Source organism: Hymenobacter agri (assembly GCF_054778495.1).
Genome location: NZ_BAAGZM010000249.1, coordinates 1 through 5,850, shown reverse-complemented (window position 1 = coordinate 5,850; position 5,850 = coordinate 1). Strand labels below are relative to the sequence as shown.

5 protein-coding genes are annotated in these 5,850 nt (G+C 59.9%); 1 reads left to right on the top strand and 4 read right to left on the bottom strand.

What is annotated here, in order from left to right; all coding sequences use genetic code 11:
- The 4 genes from ACYVDE_RS12915 to ACYVDE_RS12900 all read right to left on the bottom strand — a co-directional run.
- Positions 1 to 779, bottom strand: a 779-nt coding sequence (locus ACYVDE_RS12915; protein ID WP_460501955.1) for a hypothetical protein, incomplete at its 3' end; no start/stop codon positions are given.
- Between the two features lie 110 nt (positions 780 to 889).
- Positions 890 to 2,725 carry a glutamine--fructose-6-phosphate aminotransferase gene (gene glmS, locus ACYVDE_RS12910; protein WP_460501954.1) on the bottom strand — a complete coding sequence of 612 codons (1,836 nt, stop codon included), beginning with the start codon at positions 2,723 to 2,725 and terminating at the stop codon, positions 890 to 892.
- A gap of 70 nt (positions 2,726 to 2,795) precedes the next feature.
- On the bottom strand, positions 2,796 to 4,358 hold the full coding sequence (locus ACYVDE_RS12905; RefSeq protein ID WP_460501953.1) for a DUF4270 family protein: 1,563 nt from the start codon (positions 4,356 to 4,358) through the stop codon (positions 2,796 to 2,798).
- Positions 4,342 to 5,154 carry a glycogen/starch synthase gene (locus ACYVDE_RS12900; RefSeq protein ID WP_460501952.1) on the bottom strand — a complete coding sequence of 271 codons (813 nt, stop codon included), beginning with the start codon at positions 5,152 to 5,154 and terminating at the stop codon, positions 4,342 to 4,344. The genes ACYVDE_RS12905 and ACYVDE_RS12900 overlap by 17 nt, the downstream gene beginning before the upstream one ends.
- A gap of 118 nt (positions 5,155 to 5,272) precedes the next feature.
- On the opposite strand from ACYVDE_RS12900, the gene panC reads away from it, so the two are divergent.
- Positions 5,273 to 5,850 (top strand): pantoate--beta-alanine ligase (gene panC / locus ACYVDE_RS12895; RefSeq protein WP_460501951.1); only part of this gene is annotated, 578 nt, incomplete at its 3' end.

Sequence of the window (5,850 nt, the reverse complement as noted above, 5' to 3'; positions counted from 1 at the left end):
TGCGCTACCGCCGCCAGCCGGCCAAAGTTGCCGGGGGCCAGAAACGCCACCGCTACTGCCAGACCGGTTAGCAGCAGCAATAGCAGCAAGCCCGCCCGATGCGGACGGGCATCGCGCCACGCCCAGCCAGCCGCCAGTGCCTGGCAAGCCAGCACCGTCAGGGCCAGCACTTCGTTGCAGCCTACCACTGCCACGGCCAAGCCCAGCGTCAGGGCCCACTGCCTGCTGGCGGTAGCAGTGCCTGCCGCTGCCCGGCTCAGCCGCAGCAAAGCTGCCAGCCACAGCAGCCACAGCAACAACGGCCAAGTGTACACCGCGACTGCATTGTACCAGTACAGGCATTCGGCCACGCTTGACGCCTGGGCCAGCCACAGCGCCAGCATCACGCCCGCGGCCAGCCACCGGTAGCGGCGCGGCCAGATACTTCCCACCAGTGCCGTCCAGTAGGCGTAAAGGCCGGTCGCCAAGCCCAGCAACGCCGACCAGGCTACCAAAAAATAGCCGTTTTCCCACTGGTTAAAACTCTGCAATGGGCTGGGCGCCATCAGTAGCACCGAGGAGGTGTAGCGGCCGGTCCATTTCAGGTACAACTCGCGCTGTGCGCCCCAAAAACCCCATTGCCGCCGCATCAGGGCGTCGCTGAAGTCATCGAGGGCCGGGTGGCTATCGAAAGCCAGTGCCACAAAGGGGAGCAGGCACAGCAATACCAGCCCCGCTGCCAGCCATTGCTGGCCAGGCTCCGAAAGTAAGCGGCGGCCACTTGCGGCAAGGTATTTCATGCGAGCAATAACGTCAGGAAACCGGCCGGATGCCGACCTCAATAAACGCCAAGAACCGCCCGGAAGCTTCCGGACGGTTCCTGATACAATGATACGAGCGAAGCCGTAGCCTACTCCACCGTTACCGATTTGGCCAGGTTGCGGGGCTGGTCCACGTTGCAGCCGCGTAGCACGGCAATGTGGTAGCTCAGCAGCTGCAGCGGCACCACCGATACCAGCGGCATCAGTACTTCGCTGGTGTGGGGCACTTCAATCACGTATTCGGCCATGGCCGGAATCACGGTGTCGCCCTCGCTCACCACGGCAATGATGCGGCCCTTGCGGGCTTTCACTTCCTGAATGTTGCTCACGACCTTCTCGTACGAGCTGTCGCGGGTGGCAATCACCACCATCGGCATGTTCTCGTCAATCAGGGCGATGGGGCCGTGCTTCATCTCGGCGGCGGGGTAGCCTTCGGCATGGATATAGCTGATTTCCTTTAGCTTGAGCGCGCCTTCCAGGGCTACCGGGAAGTTGTAGCCGCGGCCCAGGTACAGGAAGTTGGTGGCGTCCTTGAACTCCTCGGCGATTTCCAGAATCTGGGCGTCCAGCTTCAGGGCCTTTTCTACTTTGGTCGGAATCGTGTCCAGCTCCACCATCAGCTCGCGCAGCTTGGTGTCGGTGATGGTGCCGCGCTTCTGGCCCATAATCATGGCCAGCAGCGTCAGCACCGTTACCTGGGCCGTGAAGGCTTTGGTCGAGGCCACGCCAATCTCGGGGCCGGCGTGGGTGTAGGCGCCAGCGTCGGTGGCGCGGGCAATGCTGCTGCCCACCACGTTGCAGATGCCGAAGATGGTAGCACCCTTGCTCTTGGCCAGCTCAATGGCGGCCAGCGTATCGGCCGTCTCACCGCTCTGCGAAATGGCAATCACGATGTCGCGCTCCGTAATAATCGGGTTGCGGTAGCGGAACTCCGAGGCGTATTCCACTTCCACCGGAATGCGGGCCAGGTCCTCGATGAGGTACTCAGCCACCAGGCCGGCGTGCCACGACGTGCCGCAGGCCACGATAATGATGCGCTGGGCATTGATGAACTTCTGCTCGTAGGCCCGGATGCCGCCCATGTTCAGGTGGCTGGCTTCCAACTCCAGGCGGCCGCGCATCGAGTCGAGAATGGAGCGGGGCTGCTCAAAAATCTCCTTCAGCATGAAGTGCGGGTAACCGCCTTTTTCGATGGAGTCGAGCTCCATCTCCAGCTTCTGGATGTAGGGCGTCTGGCTCACATCTTCGCGGCTGCGAATTTCCAGCTGCCCGTCGCGAATCACAGCAATCTCGTAGTCATTCACGTACACCACCTCATTGGTGTACTCGATGATGGGCGTCGCGTCGGAAGCAATGAAGTATTCGCCGTCGCCAATACCAATCACCATCGGCGAGCCTTTACGGGCGGCGATGAGCTGGTTGGGGGCATCCTTGCTGAGCACAACAATGGCATAGGCACCCACCACTTCGTGCAAAGCCAGGCGTACGGCCTCTTCGAGCGAGCAGGCGTTCTGCTTCTGAATTTCCTCAATCAGGTTCACGAATACTTCCGTGTCCGTGTCGGAGTGGAACACGTGGCCCTGCTGCTGCAAGTGCGTTTTCAGTGCCGCGTAGTTCTCAATAATGCCGTTGTGGATGATGGCAATGCGCTCCGAAGTGGAGTAGTGCGGGTGCGCATTTTCGTCGTTGGGCTCGCCGTGGGTCGCCCAGCGGGTGTGGCCCATGCCCACGTTGGCATGCGTGTTCTTCTCGGCAATGAATGCCTCCAAGTCGCTCACTTTGCCTTTTTTCTTATAAACGGTCAGGTCGCCGTTGAGCAGGGCTACGCCGGCGGAGTCGTAACCACGGTATTCGAGGCGGTGCAGGCCTTTCAGGATAATCGGGCAGGCCTCACGATGGCCCAGGTAAGCAACAATGCCGCACATGGCAGGAAGAAATTAAATGGTTGAGAAAAACAGTCGGTTGGCCTGATAACAGCAGGCAGCCCGGCTACGGTTAACGCTTGGAATAATATACCCGCAGTTTAATATTGGCCGCATCCAGAACAGCGCGGTTCAGCGTGAGGGTATTGAATAAGCGCAGCGGAAGGCCGGAATAGCTGTCGGCCAGCAGCACCAGCGAAGCCGGGTTGCCCCCGAGTTGGTTATTTAAGTAAGCCTGTAAGTAGCTGGTAACGGGCAGCGTGTAATAGGCCTGCGTAGACGACAGCGTAGTGAGCGAGCCAATGGCCGGGCTGACATTACCAGTCTGGGAGGTGCCGTCGGCCTGCACAATACGGTCGGTCGGCAGGTAGTTAACAAGCCGCTGCAAAACGGTATTCGACGAATTTACTTCTACGGCGTACAGCTGCTGCGGATTGGCAAATAGGGCGTTGCTGTACGGTTTGACGGGCACGCGCAGCTCGGCGCGGTTGATGGTAAGCCCGCCGGCCGTCGCCGCGCTGGCCAAGGTTTCCAGTCCTTGGAAGGTGATGCGCGTGCCCAGGCCCGTGCCTTCCTGCACGTAGCTGATGCCGTTGAGGGCCACATTGGGCACAAAGCCATTCCCCGAGTTAAGTACCGACAGAGCCGCGGGCAAGGTGGGCGTAATCTGGGTGTAGTAGCGCGGGTCGGTGCTGCTCGAAAGCCCGCCACTGCTGAATACCGGACCGAAAAATGCTGAATAAGAGCGTTTCAGCGTATCCAGCATGTTGGTTTTGTTGTTTCTGACGGCCCAGGCGGAGGTGCTGTGGAAATACAGGATGATTCTGGGTACGGAAGGCCGGCCAAAGCTCACGATGCCGCTATTGTAGGTAGCGTTGGGCGCAACAGCCAGCCCCTGCAGCTGCGCTTCGAGCTGCGTCTGGCTAAAGCCGGGCACCCGCAGCTGGGCGAATAACCCGTTGATGATGCTCTGCGGAATTGCGGGCAGCGGATTGTTGCGGGTATCCACCGTGCCAGCCCGGCGTTGCACAACCAGGCGCACGGTTTGGTCGGGCACGGTAGTCGTAACGGCCGGAATATTGGGCGTGACGGAAGTATCGGCCGGTTTAACAATCTGCACCCGGGTGCGGTCCAGCCGGCTGCTGACGTTGGTAGCCAGCGATACCAGGCCCGTTTCGGCCGAGTTGCTGTTGTACACCTGCCGTTCGTCGAGCGGCGCATTCAGCTTAAATACGTCGAAGCGGGCCGGCGTGCTGCTGCTGCCGTACACGCGGTCGAAACCCATGATGATAACCGTTGAGTCGAGCGTGGGCGCGCCCGAAAACAGTTTGGTATCCGTGAATTTAGATGGTAATGAGTCGGCTACGCTCACATCTACCACGTTCAGGAAAGCGCGGGCCGTAGTGGTGCCGACCACGTTGTCGACCAAGCGGCCAACGAGGAAGTGGTCGGTTTTCTGGGTCTTGACCGAGTCCAGCCGCACGGTGCCGCTGGCCACGTCAAAGTCTTGGTAGTTGGTGCTGATGGTGGACGTGTCGGGCAAGTCCACGTTGAGGGCGGTACCGGTGTCGCAGCTGGCCAGGGCCAGGGTGCTCAGGGCAACCAGGGGAGCGCAACGGCTAGTTAGCCAATTCATTATACAGGGCTAGATAGGAAGAGTGCAGGTTTTCGTCGGTAGCTACCTGGCTAAGCTTGTTGTGGAGGGCGTATTCGTGGAACAGGCCGTTCATGTTTTCCGAAAAATCTTCGTCGGAGCGCACTACCGTATCGGCATACTCCATGCCCATTTTCACGAAACCGCTGAAATCTGCCGTTTTCAACGACGCGAGCATGTCGTCGTCGATGTCGAGCATCTTGGCCTTTTCGAGAATATTCCCTTCAAATTTGTCGGTAAACTCGTTGTTGTAAATCGAGAACACCGACTTCGCGTCTTTGAACACCGGGTCTTTCTTGTACGTCGTTTTCAGGTAGAGCGGAATCAGGCCCGTCATCCAGTCGGAGCAGTGCACAATGTTGGGCGACCAGCCCAGCTTCTTCACCGTTTCGAGCACGCCCTTGCAGAAGAAGATAGCGCGCTCGTCGTTGTCGGCGTAAAATTTGTCGTTTTTGTCGACCAGCGCCGACTTGCGGTGGAAGTAATCCTCGTTGTCGATGAAATACACCTGCAGCTTGGCCGTCGGAATCGACGCCACCTTGATGACGAGCGGCTTCTCATCGTCGCCCACGGCAATGTTGATGCCCGACAGGCGCACTACCTCGTGCAGGCGGTTTTTGCGCTCGTTGATGATGCCAAAACGCGGTACGAAAATGCGAATCTCGCAGCCCATTTCCTGCATGCTGGCCGGCAACCGCCGCAGCATTTCCGCCACCTTCGTGGTCTGCAGAAACGGGTCAATTTCGGTGGCCGCGTAAAGGATTCTTAGCTTCGACATACAGGTTTTTTTGAGGAGGATGGAACAAGGCCATACTATGGGTGCACAAAATTACACAATTTTGAGCGGAATTTCAATACCCCATAGCCTGGCGCCCCTGCCAGGACCCCTTCTTCTCATGCAGATACTGACTACCGCCGCCGGGTTGCAAGCCTACACCGAAAGTGCCCGCCAGGCCGGCCGCCGCATTGGCCTGGTGCCCACCATGGGCGCCCTCCACGCCGGCCATCTTCAACTGGTGCAGGCCGCCCGGGCCGAGTGCGATGAGGTGATTACCACTATTTTCGTGAATCCGACGCAGTTCAACAATGCCGAGGACTTCCGGCTCTATCCGCGCGTGCCCGAGGCCGATGCGGCACTGCTGGCCCCGGCCGGCTGCACGGCCCTTTTCGCCCCTTCGGTTGAGGAGATGTACCCCCGGCCCACGGGGCTGCGCTTCGATTTCGGCGACCTGGAACGGGTGATGGAGGGCGCGCACCGCCCCGGGCACTTCAACGGGGTGGCCACGGTGGTAAGCAAGCTGTTTCACATGGCCCGGCCGCACCGGGCCTATTTCGGGCAAAAAGACTGGCAGCAGGTGGCCGTGGTGCGCCAGCTGGTGGCCGACCTGTCGTTCGACCTGGAGGTGGTGGCCCGGCCGACGATTCGCGAGGCCGACGGACTGGCGATGTCGTCGCGCAACCGCCGGCTCGACTC